Source organism: Tritonibacter horizontis (assembly GCF_001518015.1).
GTDB lineage: Bacteria > Pseudomonadota > Alphaproteobacteria > Rhodobacterales > Rhodobacteraceae > Epibacterium > Epibacterium horizontis.
Genome location: NZ_LPUY01000096.1, coordinates 11,881 through 36,361 on the forward strand (window position 1 = coordinate 11,881; position 24,481 = coordinate 36,361).

The 24,481-nt window shown below is 59.4% G+C and carries 23 protein-coding genes; 4 read left to right on the top strand and 19 right to left on the bottom strand.

What is annotated here, in order from left to right:
• Positions 1 to 127 precede the first annotated feature (127 nt).
• Positions 128 to 397 (bottom strand): hypothetical protein, encoded by a 270-nt coding sequence (locus tag TRIHO_RS18595; protein ID WP_040179869.1) that lies wholly within the window; start codon positions 395 to 397, stop codon positions 128 to 130.
• A 255-nt stretch (positions 398 to 652) separates the two neighbouring features.
• Between TRIHO_RS18595 and TRIHO_RS23760 the strand changes: the two genes are divergently transcribed.
• A complete protein-coding gene (locus TRIHO_RS23760) occupies positions 653 to 1,258 on the top strand; it encodes a hypothetical protein (protein WP_131811222.1) in 606 nt (201 codons plus the stop codon).
• On the opposite strand, the gene TRIHO_RS18610 is transcribed toward TRIHO_RS23760, so the two are convergent.
• The gene (locus TRIHO_RS18610) at positions 1,215 to 1,913 is read right to left on the bottom strand and encodes a hypothetical protein (protein WP_068247268.1); all 699 of its coding nucleotides are present in this window, start codon (positions 1,911 to 1,913) and stop codon (positions 1,215 to 1,217) included. The two genes, TRIHO_RS23760 and TRIHO_RS18610, sit on opposite strands and share 44 nt — an antisense overlap.
• The gene (locus TRIHO_RS18615; RefSeq protein ID WP_068247275.1) at positions 1,897 to 2,688 is read right to left on the bottom strand and encodes an AAA family ATPase; all 792 of its coding nucleotides are present in this window, start codon (positions 2,686 to 2,688) and stop codon (positions 1,897 to 1,899) included. The genes TRIHO_RS18610 and TRIHO_RS18615 overlap by 17 nt, the downstream gene beginning before the upstream one ends.
• A 677-nt stretch (positions 2,689 to 3,365) precedes the next feature.
• On the opposite strand from TRIHO_RS18615, the gene TRIHO_RS23765 reads away from it, so the two are divergent.
• The 3 genes from TRIHO_RS23765 to TRIHO_RS18630 are packed head-to-tail and all read left to right on the top strand — an operon-like array spanning position 3,366 to position 7,725.
• Positions 3,366 to 3,902 (top strand): plasmid mobilization protein, encoded by a 537-nt coding sequence (locus tag TRIHO_RS23765; protein WP_131811223.1) that lies wholly within the window; start codon positions 3,366 to 3,368, stop codon positions 3,900 to 3,902.
• Between the two features lie 4 nt (positions 3,903 to 3,906).
• A complete protein-coding gene (locus TRIHO_RS18625; protein ID WP_165595931.1) occupies positions 3,907 to 5,781 on the top strand; it encodes a relaxase/mobilization nuclease domain-containing protein in 1,875 nt (624 codons plus the stop codon).
• A 12-nt stretch (positions 5,782 to 5,793) separates the two neighbouring features.
• A complete protein-coding gene (locus tag TRIHO_RS18630; RefSeq protein ID WP_068247284.1) occupies positions 5,794 to 7,725 on the top strand; it encodes a type IV secretory system conjugative DNA transfer family protein in 1,932 nt (643 codons plus the stop codon).
• Between the two features lie 42 nt (positions 7,726 to 7,767).
• Here TRIHO_RS18630 and TRIHO_RS18635 read toward each other — a convergent pair whose 3' ends face one another.
• From TRIHO_RS18635 to TRIHO_RS18705, 16 genes are all read right to left on the bottom strand, one after another.
• Positions 7,768 to 8,958: a GIY-YIG nuclease family protein gene (locus tag TRIHO_RS18635; RefSeq protein ID WP_068247292.1), complete on the bottom strand. Its 1,191-nt coding sequence runs from the start codon at positions 8,956 to 8,958 to the stop codon at positions 7,768 to 7,770.
• Positions 8,951 to 10,999: a pseudomurein-binding repeat-containing protein gene (locus TRIHO_RS18640; protein WP_068247294.1), complete on the bottom strand. Its 2,049-nt coding sequence runs from the start codon at positions 10,997 to 10,999 to the stop codon at positions 8,951 to 8,953. The genes TRIHO_RS18635 and TRIHO_RS18640 overlap by 8 nt, the downstream gene beginning before the upstream one ends.
• A gap of 175 nt (positions 11,000 to 11,174) precedes the next feature.
• On the bottom strand, positions 11,175 to 12,647 hold the full coding sequence (locus tag TRIHO_RS18645) for an ATP-binding protein (protein ID WP_082705206.1): 1,473 nt from the start codon (positions 12,645 to 12,647) through the stop codon (positions 11,175 to 11,177).
• Positions 12,644 to 12,793 (bottom strand): hypothetical protein, encoded by a 150-nt coding sequence (locus tag TRIHO_RS23965; protein WP_165595932.1) that lies wholly within the window; start codon positions 12,791 to 12,793, stop codon positions 12,644 to 12,646. The genes TRIHO_RS18645 and TRIHO_RS23965 overlap by 4 nt, the downstream gene beginning before the upstream one ends.
• Positions 12,790 to 13,674, bottom strand: coding sequence for a hypothetical protein (locus TRIHO_RS18650; protein ID WP_068247295.1), 885 nt, complete (start codon positions 13,672 to 13,674; stop codon positions 12,790 to 12,792). Before TRIHO_RS18650 ends, TRIHO_RS23965 begins: the two co-directional genes overlap by 4 nt.
• Positions 13,671 to 16,421: a class I SAM-dependent DNA methyltransferase gene (locus TRIHO_RS18655; RefSeq protein WP_068247296.1), complete on the bottom strand. Its 2,751-nt coding sequence runs from the start codon at positions 16,419 to 16,421 to the stop codon at positions 13,671 to 13,673. Before TRIHO_RS18655 ends, TRIHO_RS18650 begins: the two co-directional genes overlap by 4 nt.
• A complete protein-coding gene (locus TRIHO_RS18660; protein WP_068247303.1) occupies positions 16,418 to 16,840 on the bottom strand; it encodes a type II toxin-antitoxin system VapC family toxin in 423 nt (140 codons plus the stop codon). Before TRIHO_RS18660 ends, TRIHO_RS18655 begins: the two co-directional genes overlap by 4 nt.
• 3 nt (positions 16,841 to 16,843) lie before the next feature.
• Positions 16,844 to 17,092 carry a FitA-like ribbon-helix-helix domain-containing protein gene (locus tag TRIHO_RS18665; protein ID WP_009819916.1) on the bottom strand — a complete coding sequence of 83 codons (249 nt, stop codon included), beginning with the start codon at positions 17,090 to 17,092 and terminating at the stop codon, positions 16,844 to 16,846.
• A gap of 126 nt (positions 17,093 to 17,218) precedes the next feature.
• On the bottom strand, positions 17,219 to 18,229 hold the full coding sequence (gene virB11 / locus TRIHO_RS18670) for a P-type DNA transfer ATPase VirB11 (RefSeq protein ID WP_082705207.1): 1,011 nt from the start codon (positions 18,227 to 18,229) through the stop codon (positions 17,219 to 17,221).
• Complete coding sequence (locus TRIHO_RS18675; RefSeq protein ID WP_068247307.1) at positions 18,229 to 19,686, bottom strand: TrbI/VirB10 family protein; 1,458 nt, start codon at positions 19,684 to 19,686, stop codon at positions 18,229 to 18,231. The genes virB11 and TRIHO_RS18675 overlap by 1 nt, the downstream gene beginning before the upstream one ends.
• Before the next feature lie 2 nt (positions 19,687 to 19,688).
• Positions 19,689 to 20,420, bottom strand: coding sequence for a TrbG/VirB9 family P-type conjugative transfer protein (locus TRIHO_RS18680; protein ID WP_068247310.1), 732 nt, complete (start codon positions 20,418 to 20,420; stop codon positions 19,689 to 19,691).
• 3 nt (positions 20,421 to 20,423) lie between these two features.
• Complete coding sequence (locus tag TRIHO_RS18685) at positions 20,424 to 21,068, bottom strand: virB8 family protein (protein WP_068247313.1); 645 nt, start codon at positions 21,066 to 21,068, stop codon at positions 20,424 to 20,426.
• A gap of 2 nt (positions 21,069 to 21,070) precedes the next feature.
• Positions 21,071 to 22,072 (bottom strand): type IV secretion system protein, encoded by a 1,002-nt coding sequence (locus TRIHO_RS18690; RefSeq protein ID WP_068247316.1) that lies wholly within the window; start codon positions 22,070 to 22,072, stop codon positions 21,071 to 21,073.
• Complete coding sequence (locus tag TRIHO_RS18695; protein WP_131811224.1) at positions 22,072 to 22,560, bottom strand: hypothetical protein; 489 nt, start codon at positions 22,558 to 22,560, stop codon at positions 22,072 to 22,074. Before TRIHO_RS18695 ends, TRIHO_RS18690 begins: the two co-directional genes overlap by 1 nt.
• Positions 22,561 to 22,563: 3 nt before the next feature.
• Positions 22,564 to 23,373, bottom strand: coding sequence for a type IV secretion system protein (locus TRIHO_RS18700; protein ID WP_068247323.1), 810 nt, complete (start codon positions 23,371 to 23,373; stop codon positions 22,564 to 22,566).
• A complete protein-coding gene (locus tag TRIHO_RS18705) occupies positions 23,363 to 24,451 on the bottom strand; it encodes a lytic transglycosylase domain-containing protein (RefSeq protein WP_068247324.1) in 1,089 nt (362 codons plus the stop codon). Before TRIHO_RS18705 ends, TRIHO_RS18700 begins: the two co-directional genes overlap by 11 nt.
• Positions 24,452 to 24,481: the final 30 nt, after the last annotated feature.

Here is a 24,481-nt window from a genome sequence, read left to right on the forward strand (position 1 = left end):
CACATGGTCGCCTTCACGATCCGCTTTCAGCCCTGACGGGTCTGCATCCCTCTTGCAAGGTGGACGCTGCCGCCGGGCGAAGCCGAGGGGCTCTAGTCTTCGCCACCTGGCATAAGACTCCGAAGGGCTATGCGTCTGGCTTCTGGTCGAACAGAATAACGTGCGCGCCTTCTTCACTGTCAGGGTTGCCTACCAGCACGAACGGCATATCCGACCCGTACTTCTCGTAGAGACAGCGGTATTTCATCTCGCCGCTGAGCGGATCGCGCACTTGGTCATAGCGAAAGCTGTGCTGAACGCCGTCTTCGATCCAGGCCTTGACGCCATCGGGGGTCACCAGTGCAAGCGGCGCGCCGTCCAGCAAGATTGTCTCGCCAACGTTGAAAATCTCTTTCATCTCATGGGTCTCCTATCGGTCTTCTTTGGTAGCGTTACAAACCGTCGTCGCCTTTGCAACGATCTCTGCCCCGCGTGTTCCCTCTCTCGGTGTCATTGGCCCGGATCACAATCGTGTCCTGCTCCGGTCGCTTGCGAACATTTTAGGGCTGGAGGCGGTCTATCCCGCGTCCTCATAGGGCTCGTACCTCAGGTTCGCGCCGTCCGCCTGATCAAAGTCATCGGACCATCTGGTACGGCGCATGCCGCAGCTCCATTGGAATACGACGCCGACCTCGACGTCTTCACCGTTTACCGTCGTCCAAATGACTTCGACGGGGTATCCCGCATACTTCTTCATGCTCTTCTCCTGACCTCCATTGGTCGGAGCCGCAGTAATCAGGTGGCAGGTATCTGCCTGTCCCTATATATGCTTGGCCAACACAAAACGGAGTTTAGTAACTTGCTTTACAGGCCTCTACATATTGCGCTCTTTCTGGGCGCGGCTTCATCGGCTGTCGCTGCCGAGTGGGAGATCGGCTTGTCGCGAGGTCTGGAGACCTATGCTGCGACTGCAAACGACGGGACCTTGCTCTTAGTTTGCGATCCTGACCGTGTCTACAACCCAAACGAGAGCCATGCGTACTTTTTGTCGCGTCACAGCGATGACAAAGCGCCACAACGCATTGTCTTTCTCGCGGCGACCGGAGAGCAGGCTGCCTTTTCAGTGCAGGACGGGATCGCAACGCAACGGGATGCTGATCCTGCCGAATGGGCACAGCTCATCGATATGATCGAGGCGGGCGGTCAGATTGCTGTCGTGACCGCACGCGATGCCTTTACGCTGGATCAGGACGCGCTGCCCGGGCTTCGATGCCGCTGATCTTTTGAGCGAGCTCTTCGATCTCGGAGTGCAGCAGCGCCTTACCGAAGGCGGATAACAGCAGCGTCACCCCATAGACGTTGAGCGGGTCATCAATGCTTGTCTGCAACGCCGCCATATGGGCGGCGTCGAGCCTGATCATCGATTTCATAAAGGGGGCACCAGTGCCTTTGGACTCGGACAGGCGTGGTCGTGCAGCGGAGGCAACCTCATGCCAGGTCGCGGTGTCGCGCAGGTTTTGCATGCGGGCGCGAACCACTTTGATCAAGGCACGCCGAATGTAATCCGGGTCAAGGCCAGATCGTTCTGCCAGCGCATCAATCTGTGCCTGATCCTCAGCCCCGATGCGCACGTAATAGGTTCGAGACTGCCCTTCGGTGCGAGTACTGCAAGCATCATCCGCCACCGGCTGAGTAGACACCCCCGAGTTGATGCGCGCCGTTTCAGCCGAGGCTGCCTTCTCCCCTTTCCGGGGTTCTTTCTTGTCCACTGAATTTACCGCTGGGCCTTCTGTCGCGACCGCTTCCGCCGTACTCTGATCGAACACGGCATATTTCGTGGCGCTCGTGGCGAACTGCCGCGACCGCGTCAGCCTGTCTTCGTTCGAGACAGCGGTCCCGGACCGGTTTGGAATCTTCCTAGCCATTGGCAGCATCCACCACGGCCTCGATGTCGCCAAGGATCTCACTGCATAAGGCGAGGGCGGAGGAAAGATGCCCCGCCTGCAACCGATGACGAAGATCTTGTTCATAAATGTCCCGCACATATCCCAGTGGCCCGGTCAGCGGCATGCGCTGGATCGCGGCGAGATGGGGCACCGGCGTTGGCAGAAGTGGCAGGGTTGAAATCACCTCGAAGACCTCAAGGTCCTGCCGGTGAACCCTGCTTCTTGCCGCATCACGCTCAAGGTCATCGCCTGCGGTCACGAAATCGATCGCGCGTTTGTCCGCGTTCATCAATACCGCCGAAAACAGCGGGGCGGGGTCATCCGGTCCGAGGGTCTCGATCATGCGCATAACCCATGTCAGGGTTTTCAGGGCCGCCACGAAATCCGATTGTACCGGCACGGCCGGCACCAGGATCATGTCGCAGGCCAGCGCCAGTGTTTCGGTGTCGGGGTGCTCGCCGGGGCGGGTGTCGATCAGAACCAGATCAACACCTTCAGCCTCAAAGCTGTCCAGCGCGTGGTAAAGGCCTTCAACGGTCTCGGGGGCATCGACCACGGTCAAGCCCGTGGGCCATGGAAGGCGTGGCAGATCACCGAAGTCGGCGCGCGCGCTTTTTGATTCCCATTCGAGGATTTGCTTGTCAGCATCCGCATCCATGACATGCACACGGCGGCCGCGTGCCAGCATGGCGGACGCAAGCATCTGTATGAGAGTTGTCTTTCCCGAACCGCCCTTCGCGGAGATGGCCGTCACAACAAGCATTCAATGTCTCCATAACGTATATTTTGCGCCGTTATGGCGATGCCTCGGGATGGCGTCCAGACCTTGCGCGATACAGACGTTCAACCTTTGGGTCAGACAGATGTGTATCTGCTGAGGCGATGTGCTGTTTTGGCGATCATCTGCGTACGCGTTCGGTCAATTGGTCAGCAGGTCACTCACGCCGACCGTGATTGCAGCGTCCATCCTTTTCGCCATCGCGTCGTTGTGGCAATTTCCCAATGCTGCCATCAGCCTTCGAGGTGTCGGGTCACCTGACCATCGACTATCCGTATCAGCGCCGAGGTAATACGCACGGTGCTGCGCAGGCGTTCCAATCCCACAAGGTCTTCTTCTCCTTCCGGGAAAACCCCTTTGAGCATTCAACGCCAATGAAGGGATATCGTGTCGGCTGCGCCGACGTCATTCCCGCGCCTGTTCAGGATCCGGGCTGGGGTCCCGGATCGCGGCGCGGGGGAGGCGGTGTCCCTTCGGTCTGTTCGTTGTCGCGTGGGGTTTACAGCAGGCATGGCCAAGGCCCTGCCTGCTGATCACCGAAGGTGCGACAACGGACCGAAGGGACGTTGACAGGAACGGTATTGTGTATGACAAAACTTGTACGGCGACTCATTAGAGTTTTCGTGTTTACAAAAACTATCTAATGATAAATCTTGCCGCCCATGTCGAAACGCCTCTCCACCATAGCCCGACAAGAGGTTCTCCGGCTCGCTGCTCAAGGGCTTGGCGATGGGGAGATCGCCGTGCGTGTTGGCTGCTCCCGACCCACTGTCGCCCGCATGCGGGCGCGCGGTGTGGTGACGGATCGAACCACAAAGGGCCGCGTGCTGCAGGTTCGGGTGTCCGCCCGTGAGGCCGAAGCATTCGAGGCGCTTGTGGCTGAGACGGGCATGACCACGTCGGGTTTGCTCCGGCACATGATCCGTCTCTCATCCGGCATTGTCGCGTTTCGCCGGGACGAGGTCACGGCGCTCAAGGCGTCGGCCAATCAGCTCAATGCCTTGGCGCGCAATCTTGTGCAGATGCTGAAGCTTGCCCATGCGGGCAAGCTGCGGTGGAACGCGCGCGACGCGGCAATGGTCGGTCGGCTTGCGGACCGGGCCGAAGAGGTTGCTCGGGCCGTGCAGGCTTTGCGCGCGGCCTCGCTGCGCGGGGCCTTCGTCCGGGTGTCCGATCTTCGGGACGTTGGGGAGGGGTAGCGCGATGGCTGAAACACGCACCCTCCAGCAGGCGTTATTGGGCGAGATACTGCCTCATGTGGGGCGGCGGTCTGCAGCCATGGCGGGCGAGGCGCGCGTATCGCCGGGCCGTCGGCGTGGCGCGTCCGGCGGGACGGTTGCGGTAATGTCCTGGAACGCGCTGCGGGTGCCGCAAAGCGTGGTGAAGCGGGTCGGCACGGGCGGGTGTCATTCGCCCAAAGAGTTACGTCGACAGATGAAATACATCCTGCGCGACGAGGCGCGGATCGCAGCCTGGTCGAACCAGATCGGCATCGATCGTGTCTTTGGCGAGCGCGGCATGGAAAATGTCATTACCGATTGGAGTGCTTCCTGGTGCGGGGCGCCGAAACGGGGTCATACCGATCACATCATCCTGTCTTTTCCCAAGGGAACCGAGGCGGAATTGGCGGAAGCCATCTCGCGCGAATGGGCGCAGGAGGTGTTTGGCGGGGATTACAGGGATCGATATCGGTATGTGGCGGCCCTCCATTGCAACACAGATCATGTGCATGCCCATGTTCTTGTCGACAAGGTCGGGATGGAGGACGGCAAGTTCCTCTCGATCAGTCGCCATTCCGAGATCAGCTATGACATGATGCGCGAGCTGCATGCGCAGATCGCGGGCGAGCACGGTCTGGTGCTGAACGCCTCTTCCCGTCTGTCGCGCGGCATCATGGAAAACGCCCCGCGGGACACTGATTTGCAGGCGGCCCGCAAGGAGGGACGGGAGCCAGTGGTTGCCCCGCTGGATCCTGAAAGCCGCGCTCTGCGAGAGGCCGAGATACGCAGACACGCCGCGGGGTATCGGCAGCTGGCGCAACTTGCGGGGATGGGCCTGGAGGCCGACACCCCTCCGGATGGATGGATGGGGCGCATCGCGAAGGGCGCAGAGCTTGCCGCCACCAACTTGATGAAAGGAATGCCGGTGAAAGAAGGGTTTGCCGAAGGGGTTGATATCCCCGCTGCCGGAGCGGATGTGATCGGTCGTCTGATCGCCGCCCGCGAGACATTGCAAGCGGAAGCCGACACCGCGTGGAGCGCTATTCAGGACATGGCGCCCGGTGCCGAAAAGGTCGAACTGGAACAGCTCTTTGCCGGGCAGGCCCGCGAAATGGGCAGGCTTCTGGGTCGCGACTTTCTTGCGGATCATTTTTCATCGGTGTCGCCCGAGCGCGATCCCTACAGTGTGCAGGGGATAGCGGGGCTGGCTGCACGGGCAGCAGAGGAGGGCAATCCGCTCGTCGCTGAGGCCGATGCTGCACTGGGTCGTTTCAGAGCTGAATTGGCGCGCGTTCTGGCACCGATGGAGTCACGGCTCGAGGAGGCGGGCAGCAGCGTCGAAGAAGTCGCTGCCCGTTTCACCGCACCCCATCGCAGCGAGGCGCAACTCGAAGCCTCACGCCCAGTGGACGCACAGGAGCGCTCGGACTGGCTTGGGCTCGAACGCGACCTGCAGGCGCGCGCGCGTGATGTTTTTGCGGGGCTGCACATGGATCGTGATCTTTTGGCGGATCTGGCGCGTCAGGACATTCTCGACGCGGGGCAGGGCAGTCGCCTTGCCGACATCGCCACGCTGGACAAGCTGATCTCCGACGTGCGGCAAGACCTGCGCGACGGGGATATGGATCAGCTGGCCGCTGGCCGGATCGATCCGCTCATGGACCGCATCGAAGACCCCGGTCTGCGACAAGCCGTGTTCTCGGAGCTAAAGGCCATCGCCGCAGTGGATGCGGGTGATGACATTACCGGGCGCGACAGCGAACCAGCCGCCACCTACCGGACCCGGATCGAGGCTTTCGAGCGCGCCGAGGAGCGGGGGCGCGACCGGGACGATACCAGTGGCGATTACGGCCTCTAGAGGATTCAAAACATGCTGCATGCAATGGAAAGCCGTTGGCGGTATCCGATCGCCATCCTGCTCGGTCTCGGTGTTGGCACCTGGATCGGTGCCGCGATCGCCACGCTCTATCTGATGGCGCGATTTGGCGAAGACCTGGGTGGGTTCGATATTTTCGAACTTTGGCTGCTCAATCTGTCTGATCCACGGATCAAGGCAAACCCTGCGGTGGAACATACTGCGTGGCTCATCACGGCACTTCCTGCCCTGCTTCTGGCGGCGACAGGAGCGACATCCGTTCATCGCGGGTCGCTCACCGATTATGATGATGCGCACTTCCAGTCGCGTCCCGAGCTCCGCCGCAACCGTATGTCTGCGTCTCTTTCCCAGAACGGCTTTCTGTTCGGCAAGCTCGGGTCACCTGCGTCCCGCGCGCCTTTCGTGTCTGCCACGCCAGATCGCTTCCCACACGCAATGATGATCGCGCCAACGGGCCGGGGCAAAGGGGTAGGCTTCGTTTTGCCGAACCTTTTGCACTTCCAGGGCAGTGCCGTGATCCTCGACGTCAAGGGCGAAAATTTCGAGAAGACATCCATCCACCGCCAAAAGGCGCTGAACAATCAGGTCTGGTACTTTTCGCCCTATGACTACGTTCAGCCCGAGGGCAAGAACGGGCCCGTCCTGACCCGCACGCACCGGTTCAATCCTCTCCAGCGCATTGCCGATCTGCCCAGCCCCGAGCAGCAATACACCGCCGTCAACACCATGGCGGACTTGTTCCTCATCGTCGAAAGCGTGAACGCGCAGAGCTTTTTCCAGGCCGGACGCAGCCTGTTCGTGGCGTCTTGCCTCTATGCCATCGAGACCGGAAAGCCGACGATCGGTGAGGCGCTGCGGATCATGACTGGCGGCGGCAACAAAAAGGAATTCTACAAACGGGCCGCGATGCAGACTGCAAACCCGGTGGTGGCAGAGATTTTCCTGAGCATGGCCGACGAAGTGGACAAGATTCTCGATTCCTATGTCAGTGTGATCCGCGGGGCTGGATTGGAACTCTGGCTCGATCCGGCGGTGGACCGGGCGACACAGGCAAGCGATTTCGACTTCGGGACGTTCCGACGAGAGCCACAGTCGCTCTATATTGTCGTGCAGCCGGAGCACCTGAAAACACTGGCCCCCCTGATCCGGCTCCTGTTCGCTGATGCCATCGCATGTCTGCAACGCGCGCATCCCGGACCGGACGAGCCACATCCCGTCATGTTTCTGATGGATGAATTCGACCAACTGGGCAAACAACCCCTGGTCTTGCAGAGCATCAAGACGATCCGCTCCTATGGCGGGCGGCTGTTTATCATCTCGCAGTCGATCCCCGGTCTTGAGGGCATCTACGGCGAAACCGACCGCCGCGCTCTGCAGGCCGGCGCTGGTGTGCAGATCTACATGACCCCGCAGGATGATCGCACCGCAGACGTGCTGTCCGCAGCCCTCGGCAAACGCACGATCGTGGGCAAGACCAGATCACAGGCAACCGTGCGCAAGCTCTCGGAGAGCGCAAATATCAGCCGTCGCTCGGAAGAACGGGCGCTGGTATCCCCCGCTGAATTGCTGCGTTTCCCGCTCGACAAGGTCCTAGTCCTGCCTGAGGGGCAATATCCAATCAAGGCGGATCACATCCGCTACTATGCGGACCGGCATTTTGAGGAGATCGACAAAGCACGGCAGGGGCATTCCTTGCCCTATCCTCCTGCTGCAGCGCCAGTCTCGAACAGGCCGAAGAAAATCACCCTCGAGCATTCAGAACCTGCAGCACCCGCGGCGGTCTCCATGGGCGACAAGGAATTCGAGACTGCGGTGCAGACCTACACAGGCGCGCTACAGGGATACGCAGAAGCCGCGAGGGCAAAGCCAAAGAAAACACGTTTTGGTGGTCGGGCGCGCTCTTCGGACGCAAAGGCGAGGGGATGATCTGGAAATCGAATGTGGCTGTGCTGTTCTGCCATGCGCCAGCTATGAGACAGATACCAATCGCGCCTGTTTCGGGTCATAGACATAGCCCGAAATCGTCCCGTCCTTGATCCGTTCAACTGCATCCTTTATCGCGAATATTGGCACGAGAAACCACTCTCTCGGAATCACGGGCCTACCAAAGCGATCCATGATCTCGATCTCGAGCCGCGCGGGCTCGAAGATGCGATGGATCAGGTTCTCCAGTTTTGTCCGATTGATGTTGTAGAGTTCATAAGTCGCAACCACCTCGACGTTCGCCATCAGAAACGTAGGTTGCAGATGTGCGCCAGCGATCCGCTTTTCAACGCTCATATTGGTGACGCCGATCTTGTGTACGAGGTCGCGATTTTCGGCCACAAGTGGATGATCGGACTTGCTGCGAAGCACATAAATTGTCCCGCTCGCCTCGTCGCCATCGATTGTCTGATCGGAAAAAAGTGGCCCTGCCGATGGGTCGGTGATCCGCCGTCCGGCGTCGTCCTTGTTCAACGCGCGCTGAAGCGAGCGCATCAGCATGTTGCTCTCGGTCCCGTTGTCGAAAATCACCCGCAGACGCGCATCCGTGCGACCTTGCTCGTTGGTGATGGTCTCGCCCTTGTCGGCGACATAGGCCTTTTGACCGCTGACAATGAAGAAGCGTCCCTTCTCGATCTCGGCTTTCATCTCGAACGGGCGAGTTTCGCGCAAGCCGCTATCCAGTTCTTTCTGGACCTGCTCGAACAAGGGTTTGAACGTCGCGAAATCCTCGCATTTCTCGCGGTTTGCGACTTCGTCGGCGGCCTTTTTCTCGGCTGTTGACCGGACATGCTTCAATTCCGTGAGGGGTGATTTAGCAACTTCCACGCCCAGTTCGGCGAGGAGGGCATCGTCATCGAGGTCATCGGAGTCCGATGCTGAGGGCGCAGGGGTGTTTGCTAGGAGACCCTGCTCGTCGAGTGGGGCAAGGAGGTCGCGGCATTCCTGCAAGTCGCGGATCCGATCAAGACGCACGGCGTAGAGGCGTTCAAAGATATCACGATCCTCCCCGTGCTGGGGAGGCCGGCCATGCTCATCTGCAAATCGCAAGATTTCCTCAAAACCTGCGATGATGCGTTCTTCGCGTGGTGTGCGGCTGAGCTGCTTCTTGACCTCGACCTCGACGCCAAGCTCAGCAAGGAGGGCGTCGTCTTCGTCGGTGAAACCCTTAGCCATTGGTAGCCTCCTGCTTCATGCGCGCGAGATAGGCGACGCCTTCGGCCATTTTCTTCTCCCACGGATCAGGCGATGTGATGGAAGGCAGACGGCCCCGCTCCTGCTTGAACTTGACGGCGCGTTTCGCCAGATCTCGCGCCTCGTCCGGTGACAGTTGCACCTTTTTCGCAGAGATGACGGCCTGGACCTGCCGAAGGCTTTCCTCGCTCATCGTCTTTGCCAGAATCGAGTAGGCTTCGCCGAACGGGTTGATGCGATCAATCAGATCGATGTCGAGTTCGCGCACGTCCATTGCGAATTTGCGCACCCCGTCGATCAAGGCGGTATTGCCGGTTGTTTCTGTGTCATCGCGGTTCGACAGCGCGATCTCTTTCGCCTTCTGGGTCAGGTTCAGCGCAGCAACTGCGTGTTGGCGCACCGCTTCCTGATCCTCTGCATCTAGCTCTGGGAACCTGGCACCGACAATCTTGCCCATGCGGACCTGCGTCAGTTCCTCCGGCACCAGCTCCTCATCGAAGAGCCCGCGCTCGATCGTGGTCTTGTCCTGAACGAAAGCTGTGATGACTTCGTTGAGGTCCTCCTGGCAGATGCGTTTGGCTTCCTTGCTCTTGGGTTCGACCAGACCTTTGATTTCGATCTGGAACTGCCCGCTGGCCTCGCTGAAGCCAACGTTCTCTTTGTTGGGGTCATAGCCGCCCTCGCCGTAATCGAACCCTTCGACAGGGCCACTTTTCACGGTCTTGGGCGTGAAGTTGAAACGTGGGGCCAGCACCTGCTCCATCAGCAGGCTTGCAGCGATCGCCTTCAGTGTATCGTTGACTGCCTCGGTCACGGCTTCGGCCGCGGCGTCGGGCTCCGCGATAAGGTTGGTGAACCGCGCTCGGGTCTTGCCCTCGGCATCGCGGGTGGCGCGGCCGATGATCTGCACGATCTCCGTCAGGCTGGCGCGATAACCCACCGTCAGGGCGTGTTCGCACCAGATCCAATCGAACCCTTCTTTCGCCATACCCAGGGCGATGATGATGTCGACATGATCGCGGTTGTTCTTCTGCGTGGAGTCTTTCAGCGCGGCGGAAACCTTGTCACGCTTGGATGGCTCGTCGTCCACCAGATCGGCGATGCGTAAGAATCGCTCGTCGGGCGTCTTGACCAGCTGAAAGCCTGTGATGGGATCCGCTCCCTGCCAATCGCCCAGGGCGTCAATGATATGCTCGACCTCGCGATGCTTGTCCTTAGTGCTTTCGCGCGAGTTCACGTTCGGGATGTGAAGGATTGTCTTCTCGGTCGGATCCAAAACCTTGAGGATGTCGTCCGCATAGGACCCGGAATAGAAGAAATACCCGATGTCGAGCGTCTTGAGGTATTTGTAACCATTCAACTGCTGATAGTAGGTATAGGTGAAGGTATCGAACTTTGCCTCATCTTCGGGCGACAGAACGGCTTCGGCATCGCCGCGGAAATAGGACCCGGTCATCGCAACCAGATGCACCTTGTCGCGCGCGACCAGTGCGCCCAGATGCGTGCCCAGCTTGTTATCAGGGTTGGCAGAGACGTGGTGAAACTCGTCTACCGCGATGAGCCGATCATCAAACGCTTCAATCCCGAACTTGTCCACGGCGAACCGAAAGGTCGCGTGGGTGCAGACCAGAATCTTGTCGTCGCTCGCCAGAAACTTGCCGACAGCGCCGACCTTGCCGTCATCCCCGCCGGGAGCGTTGCATAGGTTCCATCGCGGTTGCACGGTCCAGTCTGCCCAGAAGCCGTACTTGCTCAGCGGCTCGTCGTTGAAGCTGGACCCGATGGACTTTTCCGGCACCACGACGATGGCCTGGCGCAGGCCCTGATTGTGCAGCTTGTCGAGCGCGATGAACATCAGCGCGCGGCTCTTGCCCGAGGCCGGGGGCGACTTGATCAGCAGGTATTGCTCGCCCCGCTTCTCATAGGCACCCTCTTGCATTTCGCGCATGCCAAGCTCGTTCGATTTGGTCGAGCTTCCATTGGCCGCGTAATTGACAGAGACGGAAGGAACCTGCTGTGTCATGATGTTTTCCTTCTGAGGGGCGCGGAATCATTCGCTTTGGGGCAGGCAATCAAAACCCGATCAAGTAGCGATACCGCACCCTGCCTATCGTAACAGTATGATTTATATGTATTTTCCAATTTACGCCCTCCAGCCCACATACGCACAATCAAAACCCGATCAAATGTTGTCCCTGTCACGCCCATGAGGGGACATATCCGGCCCGAGGGCGTTCAGCATCCGCAGGACGGATCAGATCAGCATCCAGCGTTGCGCGAATAACCCGCGATGCCTGCGCAGCGTTCTGGTCGTCGATACCAAGCCGCTCGCGAAGTGTCGCGTTCGTCATCTTCTGACCGCCTACGTATTTGAGCGCGGCATGTTGGTAACACGCTCGCACGGCTTCTTCCGGTGTCATGTCCGCAAATCGGCGTGGTGCAAACAGAACCACGCGCACGGCGTCTCCCTCCATGCGGAAATCCGGTGGGGGCAACTGGTGTAGCTCAACCGCCGAGATCACCTTGTCGATGCCGGTGCCTTGTTCTTCGCAAAGTTTCATCCGCCGCATCAACGACGCAAGGGCTTCATTTCGGGAACGCGGCGGCGAGTCCAAAAACCGGTCGGGGCTAACCAAGGGGGCGCCCGGGTTCGTGATCTCCATTCGATCACTGAACAACTCGATGAGTGGTCCTGCGCCGGTGATTGTCATGTCTTGGTGGATCAATGCGTTGGCGATCAATTCGCGGATCGCTATCGACGGGTAAAGTGGTCGCTCCTCGCGGAATGCTTTACCGATCAGTTCGTTGCGGGGCAGAAGGCCGTCGATGTAATCCACCAGCCCCTGAAATCCCGCTGCATAGCCGCGCTGGCCATCCTGGCGGTGACTCACGTCATCTGCACGTCCGGTGCCGGCATAGGCCACGAAACGGACGCCTTTGCGCTCTACAGAGGGGCCGAAATCGGCAAGTTTCTTGGCATACAGGATTGCACCTAGATTGGTGATGTTCCAACGATCGCTTACATCTTTCTGGATCAGGCGATCCGCCAATAGCCTGTCGAAGATCCCCTGCCTGTTATCCGGCAAGGGCTGGCCCGTAAGATCGAAGTAGTTGGCGTAATTCAGCCGCTCAAGAACATCGTCACCGGTCAGGAACTGGGCCGCGATCCCTGTCTCCCAAGCGTAGGGCTGCAACTTGGCCCAGAGGGCACGCAGGCGTTCCGGATGGTCGGAGAGGCGCGGCGTGGCGCTGCCGATGCGCAAATAGGCTGTGCGGTCAAATTCTACCGGGGCGGTTGCGGCGGCGGGGATGGTCAGCAGGATCAGGCGCCCCCCATCGTGATCGACTTCTTCGAAACGAAACTCGATGCTTGGCGACAGGTGGTTCGCAATCCACAGTTCGAGCGGCTGCCCCTTCTCCTTCTTCACTGTCGGCTCAAAAACCGTGCCGACAGCCGCATGATCACCGTCTCGCACCCCCCAAACCACATAGGCAAAGTGCTGATCGGCCAGACGTGCGGCATTGGACAAGGCCGAGATCAGCTTGCCGATCAACGGTCCGTCAGCATTGTTTTCCTTGAACTCGATCCAGGTGGTTTCCGCTGGTTTGGCGCGCAGATCGTCCACCAGCCTGCGGGTGCGTTCCGCGCTCATGACAGGGTCAAGCGTCATGGTGTGTTCACTTTCTGACCCATCACGATCGGGCAGCGTTTTTCGTAGGCGCATTCCTGTATGTCCCGACGACGCTGATCGTTCGGCTTGGCCGGGCTACCGTCGGTGGCATAAATAATCGAAATGGAGGGAAAACCTTTGATCATTGATCTTTCACTCGCTTATCAAAACGTCTTAAAAATATGCGGGCTGTGATCAGGATTATTTGAAACCGAAAAGCACAATCTTCTTCATCTGATAGACCCGGATGGCTGCCGTGGGGATGCAATCTTGCCCACAACCCCAATACGTATGCGGGTTTGCCTCTGTCGTTCTCCCACTCATTGTATTCGTGAAGTAGGAATGGTCCCGATTTTGTATCTGCAAGATATTGCCTCTTCGCATCATCACTAACCTTAGGATCACATCCAAAATACTCCGCAATTTTGTCCAGCAGTTCCTGATAGAAATCTCGGATCATCGCGTTTGCAGATGACCAATTCCCTTGCGAAAAATTCTGAGTTGCTTGCGCCAAGTGTCCCTTGGCCACATTAAACCCATGCCGATCAAGCAGAGCCTCAACTTCGCTTGTCGCTTCACGAAAGTCTGCCTCAGGCACATCCTCAGGTAGCATCCGCCTTAGGACGATTTTTTTGATCATCCTTGGAGCATCGTCGAAGATTGAAGTTCCGCCCATCGGATCCGGAACCCTTTCTTCCACAAGTTCGAAGCCATCCATTTTCAGACCAGCAACAAGACGCAACCAGACGTCAGGCTTGTTTTGTTTGTCTCGATCGGACGCGGTAGTTGCATGTTCAACCATCGCCCTACGCAGGTCGCAGTTCCCATTGACCGTCGGAACAGAACGCTGTCCCATACTGCTTTTGGCGAACCTAACCAAATCATTGGCCTTCGATGCTACCGATCCAGAGCCACAGAATTCCTCTACACCCCACCCTAAAATAAGAGATGAGAACGCGGCTTGCGTCGACATTTCAGCAATCATCTCGCCCGCTGCCATCAGCGTCATGCTATTGAAGTTGCTCATACGCTCACCTTCGTCGTCATCTTCGTATACATCTCGAACAGCTTTTCCAGCCGTTCGGTGTCGTTGCGGAAGCGGCGGCCGATATAGATGCGTTCCAGAACCTCGTCGTTGTGGTCATGCGCTGCGCGGAGGTTGGCGGGCATTTTCTCGGGGTCGTAGAGGTCGGCGATGGTGGCGGGGAAATGCGCCTCGCGGGCCAGAAGGATGCCTTCGGCCGCCGCTGTCAGGTCGGCGCGGTTCTTTTCGGTCAGTTTGGGGACGGGGAAGGTGTTCCAGCCGAGGGTGTTGGAATAGCGGATGCGCGTTTCAAGCTGGCCGCAGACCGTGGCGATCCAGACCATATGCAGGCGCGAGGCGATCAGCGCCATGTTCCAGAGCTGGGCGTCGTAGAGGGCGAAGGCATTGTCTGAAACGATGGATTGTTCAGAGAGCAATCCAACTGGCAAGTAAGGTCGGTTTTCTGAACTCACTTTGGGAACAACGATCGAGGAATTCTTACCACGACCCTGTATCTGTTTAAACCGATGTGCGCGACTTGCGTAAGCTCTGGTTGACTCCGCATCGCTAGCAAGACGCATTTGCCTCACACCCTCAAGACGTTGAGCTATTTCCGGTGATTGACTGGCTTCCGCAACTTGATCATCCTCGATCCAAATACAACGCCGAACAATTCCTTTCACAAACTCCTGAGACCCAACGAAATCAAAAATGAATTTTCGCGCGGCGGGTTCTCGCGATATCAAATCGTCAGCTTCTTGCCTCGACATCAATAAATGCCCGCCATCCTTGGGCATGTTTCCCAAGTCCATATAAGCGTTTCCCGAGATCGACTTTCTCAGAGGGCTTACCTCAATATTTCGCCCAGCAACCAAGTATGCATTAATATTGTCTGGCTCAGATAGTAAGACTCCGCCAGCGTCAGCTTCTGAATAAAGCTTTCTTGCCGAAGAAAGATGATTTGAAATAGCAACAATCGCTACGGTCACGCCTGCGTTGTGGCTCGCAAGGTTCGCCCATTTGAAACTGGTATGGGCAAAGGCAATCTCGTGCCCTGTCTTGAAGATCAGTGGCCAAAGGATTGATACTTGCAGACCCTGACAGATCGAGTTGGTGGACACGAAGGCCGACACGGTGGGCGTGTGCAGCCCGTAATCGGCGGCCTTCATGAACCAGCCCGCGACATAGTCGAGCGATTTCCAGCTTTTCGTGCGTCCCTCGAAAATGCGCCCAAGGTCTTCCTTCTGCTCCGCACTTTGCCACTTGGACCCCAAATACGGCGGGTTCCCGCAGATATAGGTCTCGCCGCCCTCGTTCTCGAAATCGATCTGCGCCTGATCCAGCGGCGACATGAACAGGTCATCGGCCCGAAACTTCACCCCCGTCCCCGTGGGCGGGCAGACCGACAGCCAGTCCAGCCGCAGGGCGTTGCCACAAGTGATCCAGTTCTGCGCGTCCAGCGGCAGGAACTCGGCCAGCGCTTCTTTCTGGCCGCGATAGGTCACGTCGCATTGGTATTCCGCGATGATCAGCGCCAGCCGCGCGATCTCGGCCGAGAAATCCCGCAACTCGATCCCGCGATAGTTGGTCAGGGGAATGTCAGTGCGCCGCTGCGGCTCGCCCCGGCGCTTGTTGATCTCATACTCGATGGCGCGCATTTCCTTGTAGGCGATGACAAGGAAGTTGCCCGACCCGCAGGCGGGATCGAAGACGCGGATCTTGGCCATGCGCGCGCGCAGATTGGAGAGCCTCCGCGCGTTGTCGCCCGCCGCCTCCAGTTCCGTCCGCAGGTCATCTAGGAAGAGCGGGTTCAGCACCTTCAGGATGTTCGGCACGGAGGTGTAGTGCATGCCGAGGACCGAGCGTTCCTCCTCATCCGCGACGGCCTGGATCATGGAGCCGAAGATGTCGGGGTTGATCTGGGTCCAGTCGAGGCTGCCGATATGGGACAGGTAGCGCTGCGCGATCTTGGAAAAGCGCGGGGCTTCGGTGGACCCCGAGAAGAGCCCACCGTTCACATAGGGAAAGGTGTCGGCCCAGCGGGGCAGCTTGGCCTCGGCCCGTTTGGGGATGGCGGTGTTCATCGCGCGGAAGATTTCGCCGATGACCTGATGCGTGTTCGACCCGTCGCGGTTAGCCATCTGGTCGATGGTGGCGGTGAACAGGTTGTCGCTGACGAAGATGTCGGTGTCTTCGGCGAAGAAGCAGAAGATCAGCCGCGCCATGAAGTGGTTCATGTCGTGGCGTTTTTCCGCGCTGCCCCAGTCGGGGTTGTCCTTGATCAGCTCGATATAGAGCCGGTTGAGGCGGCTGGTCGCCCGGATGTCAAAGGCGCTTTCGCGGATCTGCTTGACGGTGGAGATACCGGCGAGCGGCAGGAAGAAGCCGAAATGGTCGGGGAAATCGGTGTAGCGGCAGGCGATGGTCTCGCCAGTGGTGATATCTTCGGCTTCCAGATCAATGCCATCGGTAGCGAGGATGAACTTGGCCTTAGCGCGGGTGGTGGTTGGGCTGTCGCGCAAGGCGGTGAGCGTTGCCGCGATATCGCCCGGCGCACAGGTCGCAAGGTGGATGTTGTTGGTCTGCAGGACGCCGCCGAGGTCGGACTTGTTCGACGCGCCGGTGCGCAGCCGCTTGATGGTCGTGTCCTTGTTGCCGAAGGCCATGAGGAAGGCATATGGGAACTCGGCAGCATCAAAGGGCTGCTCGGCGAGTTCGGAAACAGCTTGTTCGATTTCAACGGCGTTCATGCGGCTGTCCAGGGGTTGATCAGGTCGATCTCGCAACCCTCGAAGTCAGGCGTATTGCGCGTGGCGACGGTTGCGCCGCAGGCGTGGGCAATGGAAGCGATCTGGCAATCGGCCTGAGCGATCGGTCGCCCGGCGGACCGTCGTGCCGCTGCTATGGTAGCGAAGGACTGCGCGGCGTTGCTGTCGAAGGGCAGAATGCGCCCGGCCAGGTCTTCGCGCAGGATGCGGTCCACGGCGTCAACCAGCGCGGCGCGGTGCTTGCCGTTCCCCATGATTGCGAGGCCAAAGCGCAGTTCCGCCTCCGATATCGAGGTCAGGTAAACGTTGAGCCCTTCCTGAGCCGACAACCAGTGTTCGACCTTGGGCTCCGGGGCCGGGCGCAAAAGCTCGGAGATGACATTCGTGTCGAGGATGATCATGCGTCAGGCCCGGTCGAACGCGGGTGGTTCACGCATGGCCTCACGCTGCGGAAGGTCCAGATCAACGCCGCCCAGAGGCGCGACCCGCGCACGTATCGCCGCGGCAAGATCGTGGGAGGGCTTCGCTTCGCCGACGACGTGGCGCAAGATCTCGCGCGCCTCCTCTTCCATTGAACGGCCATGTTCGGCTGCGCGGATGCGAAGGCGGCGCTTCACGTCATCGTCAAGGTTCCGGATGGTAATGCTTGCCATGATGTCCTCCTGAGAGGAGTGTAATCATCGCAATCAATGCGATCAAGCGCAAACGCGTTCATGTTGTGACAAGACGGGAGAGGTTACCGTCCGATAGTGCTCAATGCGCACCCTTCCAAACATCCCTCAGCTGGTCACTTCTGATTTTAAGATACCAGGCACCCACACCTGTTCGACCCCACGTCTTCCGTCTTTCCGACCAAGCTGCACCACGACATCGATGCTGGAGGCGGCATAGCGCCTTACCTCCTCAAAACTCATATTGATGCCCACCGACATGACCATGAGGGCAAGGCGGTCGAGCGCCTTCTGCGCGGTATCGGCGTGAATTGTGGTGAAAGAGCCGGAATGGCCGGTGTTGATCGCGTCGAGGAAGGTCTTGCACTCATCGCCGCGCAACTCGCCAAGAATGATCCGGTCAGGACGCATGCGCAAAGAGGTCTCCAACAATTTGGCCGCGGTGCGCTCACTTGAGGGGACACGGTCAGCCTTGAGCATCGCGCGATTGGGCTGCGGAGGAAAGAGCTCGAATGCGTCCTCGATGGTCACGATACGCTCCGTCTTGGTCACCAGCGCGAGAAGCGCCCGGGCAAAAGTCGTTTTGCCCGTGGACGTCCCGCCGCTGATCATGATGTTCAACCGCTCATCGATGCAGAGTTTCATGGCGGCTCGAATATCCCCCGCCTGCGTCAGTGCGATCACCCGTTCGGCTTTTGCCTGTCGTTCGGCATCCAAATCCACCAGTCCACCGTGCAGCAGACCGATGTCGCCCAAGGTGAGTTGGTCTTCACTATAGCGGCGCAAAGTGATCGAGGGCCCGCCATCCACGACGGGCGGATAGACGACCTGTGCCCGGATCGGCTTGCCATTCATCTCAATCTTGCCGGAGACGAGTGGCTTTTTCTCGCTGATCTGTCCGTGGGTCGCGCTGGCAATGGATGTTGCAAGGTCCCGAGCTTGGGAAGGGGAGTAGAACACGCCCTCGAGGCCGACCATATGCACAGCCCCCCGGGTTTCCACCCAGACCTTTCCGTCGGGATTAATTGCTATTTCGACCACGCAGGGATCGGAGAGCGGTGCAGCCAGAGGTTTTAGATAGGTCGAAAGAAAACTGGTCTTTTCTGCCGCCTGGTTCATCAATAGAACTCGAGATCACGATCGACGATCACACTGATCGCAGCACCTGGCTGGACCGAGATAACCGGAGGCAGGGTGGCATATTCGCCGATCACCGCATTGGTGGCCTGCGAAAAACTGCCCGCGACATCCTCGGCAATTTCTGATCCGGTCTCGGAGCTGGCCTCGGATGCGGCGATTGCCGGTCCTGCGCCGATGATCGAGAGCAATGCAGCTGTGCCAAAGCGCAGCCCAAAGCGGGAGTTCACGGAGCCCGTCACGCCCGAGCGGCCCTGATCGTCCGCGCCAAATGCGGCGAGCTGAACCGATTGCCCCTCGGGTGTGACGATGCGTGACCAGCCAACCAGAATGCGGGCCTGGCCCAAAGAGACATTCGAATTGTAGGTCCCGAAGAGGCGGGAGCCTTCGGGAATGAGAACGCGGGACTGATCGAAACTCCAGACCGGGTAGTTCACGATGGCGGTAATCTGTCCGGGCAATGTGGATTCGATGGCGGTTTCCAGTGACGCTTGAATGAGCGTGCCCTGCAGAACCGTATTGGAAGGATTGGCGATTACCTCCGCTGTCGCGACCTGAACGGGCTGGGCACCGTCCAACACGAAGGCGCGCGCCGCCGCATCTCCGACCGCAGGTTCCCTCTCAGGGTCAGATGCCGGACTGCCCGTCAGGCCGCCCGCATCAAAGATCACCCCTTCGGACCGGATTTGTGTGTTGCGCAGCGCCGCCGCCTCGGCACGCCGACGGTCCAGTTCAGCCTGTCGCGCGGCTTCCTCGGCGGCGAGCTGATCCCTCTCGGTTTGCGCGCGTAGAGCGTCACTCATACCGTCATCGATCTGCTGTTGCAGGGCGTCGTTCTGGCGCTGCAGTCCGAGCATTTGCTCCATCAACTGCTCCATCCGGCCATCGGCAACACGCGCGCGTGCGGCAACCTCATCAGCGATACGCTTTTGCGCTTCAAGATCGGCTTCTGCCAACCGGGTGTCCATCTCGCTTTGCATCTGGGCGATAAGCGCCGTGTTCTGTTCCTGGACCGAGCGCAGCGCTTCGGCCAGCTCGGCGGAATTGTCGGGGGCAGGGGCCTCGGCCAGTCTTGCCAACTGGGCTTGTAGGGCGACCACGTCGCTCGCAAGCTTGGCGTTCTGTTCCTCGAGAGCTTGGCGCTGCGCCGCGAGTTCATCCTCGATTGGTCCGGGATCGAACCTCGGCTCCGATCTTTGTTCGGTCGGTTCAGCGTCGGCTGTCATGCGGCCAAACCCGTCACCGTCGACCTGATCCTGAAAGTCGTCGGCTTTCGATGTTTCAACGGCAGAAGTGATGCCGCTGCCTTGCACAAGCGGGTAGGCAATGATGGCGGTCCCTGCCAGAAGCAACGCACCCAAACCAAGCCTGAGCCCGAGAGATGCGCGCCGCTTGGGTGCGAAGCTGTATTCCTTTTCCCCGGTTTTCTCGTCGCTCATGATCAGAACTCCCGTCCACGCAGGGCGGCCACGGCAGCAGCCTCGGTCGTGAACCCACCAGTTTCCCGGGTAATGCAGATATGATCGTCGCCCATTCGGATCGTGTAGGCGTCCCGCACGCCGGTGACCCGCACGACCGCACCTTGCGTCTGGCTGTTCTGGGTGATCTCGTAGCCTTGGGCGTTCAAGCCGAAGATCGAGGGCCGCACGCCGGGCCGGAATTCAAAGAAGGTCGAGCGCCCATCATTCCAGACCCGCACCGGGCGGATCGCACCGCTGCCCGCGAACTGATAGCCGGTATCTCGGCCTCCAGCCGCAAGCTGGCGCCCGGCGGGTCGCTCGTCGGGAAAGTTTACGACGACCCGGAAAGACTGTGTCCGCGAGCGTCCCTCTGTCAGATAGAAGGCGACAGCGCGGCGGTTGGTAAAGATCGTCAGGTTTGTCGCGGCCCGAGCCTCGACAGGCTTGATCGAGATCGTATTGCGGTTTGACAGAACCTCCACTTCATAGGACGCGGAGTCACCGATCAGGACTTGATTGATCCGTTCGCCGGGACCGAATTCGATTGACGTGTTTACCCGAAGGTGGGTGTCGATCCGGATCACATCCGTAGGGTTGAAGGTCACGTGGCGAACGCGGGCGTCCTGACCCATGGTGACCGGTGCGCGCTCGGCCAAGGCGGGCGTTCCGAGCAACCCGCCGACCGTTGCGATGGCAATTATGAAGGTTTTCATGAACTATTCTCGTGTCAGTGTTTCGGCATCGACCCGGTAAGCGGTCACCGAGAAGCCAAGGGGATTTTCCCAAACGCGTGTCAGGGAGCGTTCGCGGCGGGGGGCAAATTCAAACCCGACGGTGGCAATGAATGTTTGCGTGACGGGGGTTTGGTTGGGTCGGGTGAGGCGTTTGTCGAACCGGATCTGGGCCACTTCGTCCTGCAGGAAGGTGATCGCCCGCACGCGGACATCGACCTGCGCATTCGCGCCGTAGCTGCGCGGTGGATAATTCTCGGCCCCCGTAGTCCAGAGTTCTATCAGCGAGGCGCGGGCTGGCCCGCTGGAGCGCCGCTGGACACTTTCGAGCCGTTCCTGAATGCCGTTCCTGAAATAGCTTTCGCGGTCGCTGATATAGCTGACAAGCAGGGACTCCTTGATCGCTTCCTCATCGGTGATACCGGTTGGCTGAACCTGGTAGATGCGTTCTGCTGCACCCGACGTGCTGTCGACGAGGACGGTAAACACTTCGGTTTCGCGCAGGGGCAACATAACCGTAATGGTCAGGGCCAACAGCACGGATACGGCGCAGGAACAGCCCGCAACGATCCATGCGGCGCGCGCTGCCCGGCGCGGACCCATCACCAAATCGATATCGAAATCACTCATGACTATCCCTTCTTCATCTTTCCGGCGAGCTTGACCGCACCGCCCGCATAGCTCCCGGCACGGGCCGCGCTGGACGATCGGTCGGAGACGCCTTGTCCCTGAAGTCCTGCGTTGAAGCCCCGTCGTATGTCATCTCCGCCCCGGATCGCGGCACCGGTATTGCGCCATGCGTTCCCGGGCATCCGCGCGGCATTTGCACCGATCGAGGCGAGGCCGATGTTCGTGGCGGCAAGCCCTTGCGCGAAAGTTGGCACGAGCAACATCAGGCCGGCGCCGATCATCATCACCACGACGAACGAAATCGCGTCCCCGAGTGTTTCGACGCTGTCGAGGCTCCCCGGCGCGACGGCGTTGCCAGTGGCAATGGTAAATCCTGCCATGGCAGCCACGAACAGCGGCACAAAGGAAAAACCGATGGCGAGTTTGACCCAGGCCTCGAACAGCGGCGCGGATTGTTTGAACAAGGTGCAGGCCACGGCCACAGGTGCGATAGCGATCAATACCGCCAACATGATCTTGGCAGCCGACAGAACGATGATGGTGATCGTCGCCATGGCGGCGGCCACAAGAAACATGACCACGCTGGTCATGGCACCGGCCAGCCAGCCTCCATTCTGGCTGATCGCCTGTCCGACATTCAGGGCTTGGGAGTAGAGATCGTCGATTCCATCATAAAGGTTCCCAACTGTGCCGCCTGACAGTGAGTTCAGTATCCCCGCGCCGAGCTCCGCCGGGGCATTTGTCAAAGCGTCATAGGGGACAGAGAGGTTCGCGAAGGTCAGGAACACGTTCACCAACGCCAAACGCAGACCAAGGGCGACGATCGTTGCACGCGTAAGTTCAACGCTTTGGATCAGCAAATTAGCACCAACGAGGATCGTTACTAATACGGACGCTGCTCGCACCACGGGGCGCACAGCTGCAACGGTGTTGTCATAGGTATCAGCTGCGACACCTGCCACAGTCGCGTCGACCATGGTCAATACGTCCGCGATGATCGCCATTACGCGCCACAGCTTTCTTCGCGAAAGGTTGCATACCGTTGATCAATGATATTCCAATCAGCGTTTCGATACCGGCGCATGGTATTGAAATCCGCCGCTGTGAGCGCATGCGCAGGCTTGTCGACCCGTTCTGTTGTGAACGCATCGAGCGACCCGAGATCATAGATGCAGCCGCAGAAGCCATGCGACATTGCAAGCTCTCTCAGGTCGGTGCCGAAGCCCCATCGAACCGCTCCACGGAAAATCTCGTTGCCGAAAAACTCAGTGTCCGGATAGCTGAAGGTGCAGGTTTGCGGCTTCGGGAACATCAAGAGCCCTCTTGCCTGTACCTCGCGCATGAGATCGAGGAGGCGCTCTTCCTCCCCATTTTCGGTGGCAGTGACGACCTCCCCGAGCAACGTATCGTCGGGCAGGTCTTGCAAGTCTTCCGCCCAGGCACTGCCTGCTAGGGCGATGAAAACTGCAAGTGCTTTGAGTGATGTATTCAAGGGTCAGTCCTCGGCGCCGGAAAAATCAAAGAAGGAGCGTGTGCGGGCCTGCTCGGCCGCGAAATCAATGCCGTTTTGACCTTGCGCCAAGCCTTGGGCGGCATTCAGGCGCCACATCTGGCCCAGCATGTAATTCGTCTCTGCGGCCATACGCGTGTTGAGATCGATCGATTCCTTGAGCGTTTCCTGTTCGCCAATCGCTTCCACCAGCCCATCGATACGCTCGATGCTCTGGGCGGCTTCCTCGTAGGAAATTTGGGCTTGCCCGATAACCATGGCATTGGCAGCCGCCAGATCGGCTATGGCAGCGCCTTGCGGGTTCCCGGCGTCGTTCAGCTCGGTGAGTTTTTCCGAGGTGAACCCCGCACTGGCCATGGTCTCGCGCATGGCATCTGCGGCGCGGCGCTCACCCATGGTGACGTCGCCATCGAGCAGATCGTCCAGCAGGCTGTCAAAATCCCCGAGTGACAGGTTGTCCATGAAACCCGATAGATCGGTGATCTTCTGGGCGCGGGCACGCAGGTCCTCCACATCGTTGTAGAGGGCTGCGATTTCATTCAGGCCGGTAATTGAACCCAGGACGTCATCAAGAAGGCCCTGAATATCAGTGAGGCGTTCGATCTGGGTACGCAATTCCTCGATTTGCTGGAGCTGGTTTTCCGCATCGCGCAGCGCGGCCTGCAGCTGCTCGATATTCTGCGCGAGGTTCGATCCATCGATCACAGGCACACCCTGAGCGAAGGCAGGGGGCGGGTGTGCCGCCATGAGAGTGCCCGCGACAATAATTGCGGCAATGCGGGTGTCAGCCCTCATCGGAATACCTCCAGAAAGTGGATTGCTCTAAGTGATCGGCGGCCTCGGTCAAACCTTGTGCCGCTTCGACTTTCACGTGGGCCGCGCGCAGACGCAGCGTCAGCGCCATGAGCCGCGCCCGTTCAGCAAGCATATAGGTGGAGCGGTCCAGCGCCTCTTTTGCGTTACGGGGCGGATCTTCACGCAAAAGCGCCGCGATCCTCGTCATGGCCTGATCGATCTGGGTGCCCATGTAGGCGCCATAGCCGACCGAGGCATCCGCCCAGTTGCCCCAGGCGGCCGAGGCACCATCGAAGCCCGCCAGTGACCCCGTCATGTCGACGCCGGTGATGGTGCCAAGATAGTCGTTGTAATAGCCGTTGATGCGCCGGACGTAGGTCTGGGTTTCCTCGAAAGGAGGCACACCACCATATTCGAGAACACGGCCGGGGCCTGCATTATAGGCCGCCAGAGCGTGATCAATCCGACCGAAGCGGTTCAGTTGCGTGAGAATGTAGCGTGCGCCACCGTCCAGGTTTTCCCAAGGATCATACGGGTTCACACCGAGATCCGATGCTGTGCCCGGCATCAGCTGGCAAAAACCGCGCGCACCCACGTGGGAGACGGCTGCATTGTTGAAACGACTTTCCTGCTTGATCAGTGACTGAAACAGGATACGCCATGTCAGTGGCGTCAGACCGGCGGCCGCAACACCGGGATGACCCTCATAGCGCCGCGCCACCGTGATGATCATGCGCTCCACGTCGCTTGGCTCACCGAAGAGGCGATCGGCATCAGGATGATCTTCCTGGGCTGGGTAAGTCTCTGCAGCGCTCGCCCAGCCGGGCCCACCAGCCTCGAACCCACTCAGGTCGGTGACACCGGTGGTCTCCGCAAGGAAACGCTCATAGGCTTCAAGCTGCTCTTGATAGATATCCGCTTGTTCCTGGCGGGCGTCGCGCTTCTGGCCCTGCCGCAAGGCGTCGCGTGCGAGCTCTTCGACGCGAGACACAGCGCGGGCAAGGTTGGAGCCATCGATCACTGGCACGCCCTGCGCGGAGGCAAGCGAGCCAAGACCCAAGGCCAACGGAATCGCCATTCTAGAAGCTCTGGAAATCACAATGCGCAT

Bases quoted from the DNA above. Each gene is read 5' to 3' on its own strand.
- virB11 (WP_082705207.1), bottom strand. From the start codon at position 18,229: ATGAACCAGGCGGCAGAAAAGACCAGTTTTCTTTCGACCTATCTAAAA.
- TRIHO_RS18685 (WP_068247313.1), bottom strand. From the start codon at position 21,068: ATGAGTGATTTCGATATCGATTTGGTGATGGGTCCGCGCCGGGCAGCG.
- TRIHO_RS18700 (WP_068247323.1), bottom strand. From the start codon at position 23,373: ATGAGGGCTGACACCCGCATTGCCGCAATTATTGTCGCGGGCACTCTC.
- TRIHO_RS18660 (WP_068247303.1), bottom strand. From the start codon at position 16,840: ATGATCATCCTCGACACGAATGTCATCTCCGAGCTTTTGCGCCCGGCC.
- TRIHO_RS18645 (WP_082705206.1), bottom strand. From the start codon at position 12,647: ATGACGCTTGACCCTGTCATGAGCGCGGAACGCACCCGCAGGCTGGTG.
- TRIHO_RS18625 (WP_165595931.1), top strand. From the start codon at position 3,907: ATGGCTGAAACACGCACCCTCCAGCAGGCGTTATTGGGCGAGATACTG.
- TRIHO_RS18655 (WP_068247296.1), bottom strand. From the start codon at position 16,421: ATGAACGCCGTTGAAATCGAACAAGCTGTTTCCGAACTCGCCGAGCAG.
- TRIHO_RS18705 (WP_068247324.1), bottom strand. From the start codon at position 24,451: ATGGCGATTCCGTTGGCCTTGGGTCTTGGCTCGCTTGCCTCCGCGCAG.
- TRIHO_RS18665 (WP_009819916.1), bottom strand. From the start codon at position 17,092: ATGGCAAGCATTACCATCCGGAACCTTGACGATGACGTGAAGCGCCGC.
- TRIHO_RS18675 (WP_068247307.1), bottom strand. From the start codon at position 19,686: ATGAGCGACGAGAAAACCGGGGAAAAGGAATACAGCTTCGCACCCAAG.
- TRIHO_RS18680 (WP_068247310.1), bottom strand. From the start codon at position 20,420: ATGAAAACCTTCATAATTGCCATCGCAACGGTCGGCGGGTTGCTCGGA.
- TRIHO_RS18615 (WP_068247275.1), bottom strand. From the start codon at position 2,688: ATGCTTGTTGTGACGGCCATCTCCGCGAAGGGCGGTTCGGGAAAGACA.
- TRIHO_RS18640 (WP_068247294.1), bottom strand. From the start codon at position 10,999: ATGACACAGCAGGTTCCTTCCGTCTCTGTCAATTACGCGGCCAATGGA.
- TRIHO_RS18635 (WP_068247292.1), bottom strand. From the start codon at position 8,958: ATGGCTAAGGGTTTCACCGACGAAGACGACGCCCTCCTTGCTGAGCTT.
- TRIHO_RS18650 (WP_068247295.1), bottom strand. From the start codon at position 13,674: ATGAGCAACTTCAATAGCATGACGCTGATGGCAGCGGGCGAGATGATT.
- TRIHO_RS18690 (WP_068247316.1), bottom strand. From the start codon at position 22,072: ATGGCGATCATCGCGGACGTATTGACCATGGTCGACGCGACTGTGGCA.
- TRIHO_RS18595 (WP_040179869.1), bottom strand. From the start codon at position 397: ATGAAAGAGATTTTCAACGTTGGCGAGACAATCTTGCTGGACGGCGCG.
- TRIHO_RS23965 (WP_165595932.1), bottom strand. From the start codon at position 12,793: ATGATCAAAGGTTTTCCCTCCATTTCGATTATTTATGCCACCGACGGT.
- TRIHO_RS18630 (WP_068247284.1), top strand. From the start codon at position 5,794: ATGCTGCATGCAATGGAAAGCCGTTGGCGGTATCCGATCGCCATCCTG.
- TRIHO_RS23765 (WP_131811223.1), top strand. From the start codon at position 3,366: ATGTCGAAACGCCTCTCCACCATAGCCCGACAAGAGGTTCTCCGGCTC.
- TRIHO_RS18610 (WP_068247268.1), bottom strand. From the start codon at position 1,913: ATGCTGCCAATGGCTAGGAAGATTCCAAACCGGTCCGGGACCGCTGTC.